Raw genomic sequence first — 585 nt, forward strand, 5'->3', positions numbered from 1 at the left:
CATTCCAGCCGGATACGCCGCCTAATTCAAACTCCCGCGTACACCACTTTCGAGCATATCTCCTTTATCTGCATGGCCTTCCGACCAGCGTGGGCGCATGTGCTCGTGCCACTCGAGGGCAACTGCTTTGAACGAATTCTCTGAGTCGGCTTTTGCGCGCGCGGAATCCTCGCGCTTCTTCTCGTTCGGATCGATCCCGTGCGCCAGCTGTTTCTTGGCGTTGGCGCGCAGGTCGCGTGCCTCGGCGAGTGACAGGTTTTGTGCCGTACCAAAGGCAAGCGTTTTCTCCTTGCCAAGGTAGCGGTACTTGAGCCGCCAGTATTTGCCGCCGTTTGGGTGTACAAGCAGATAAAGACCGGCGCCGTCGGCGAGCTTGTAGGGCTTGCATTTAGGTTTCGCCTGCTTGACCTGAACTGCCGTGAGCGCCATTTGGGGGTATCTCCATGCTGGTGCGAGGAGTGTACCCCCAGACATACCCCCATGCACCCCCGGAAGATGCTGCGGGTTGTAGGAACATGCAGGCAAAATAAAAGGTTCTTCGCAGATAAGCGTGAAAGGCGGCGGTGACCGCATGGCTTAAGCTTG

1 protein-coding gene is annotated in these 585 nt (G+C 57.4%); it reads right to left on the reverse strand.

Going from position 1 to position 585, the window contains the following annotated elements; translation table 11 throughout:
- Nucleotides 1–21: 21 nt before the first annotated feature.
- Nucleotides 22–429: a tyrosine-type recombinase/integrase gene (locus C41B8_RS19195; protein WP_051883801.1), complete on the reverse strand. Its 408-nt coding sequence runs from the start codon at nt 427–429 to the stop codon at nt 22–24.
- Nucleotides 430–585: the final 156 nt, after the last annotated feature.

The organism is Salinisphaera hydrothermalis C41B8 (assembly GCF_000732535.1).
Taxonomy (GTDB): Bacteria; Pseudomonadota; Gammaproteobacteria; order Nevskiales; family Salinisphaeraceae; genus Salinisphaera; species Salinisphaera hydrothermalis.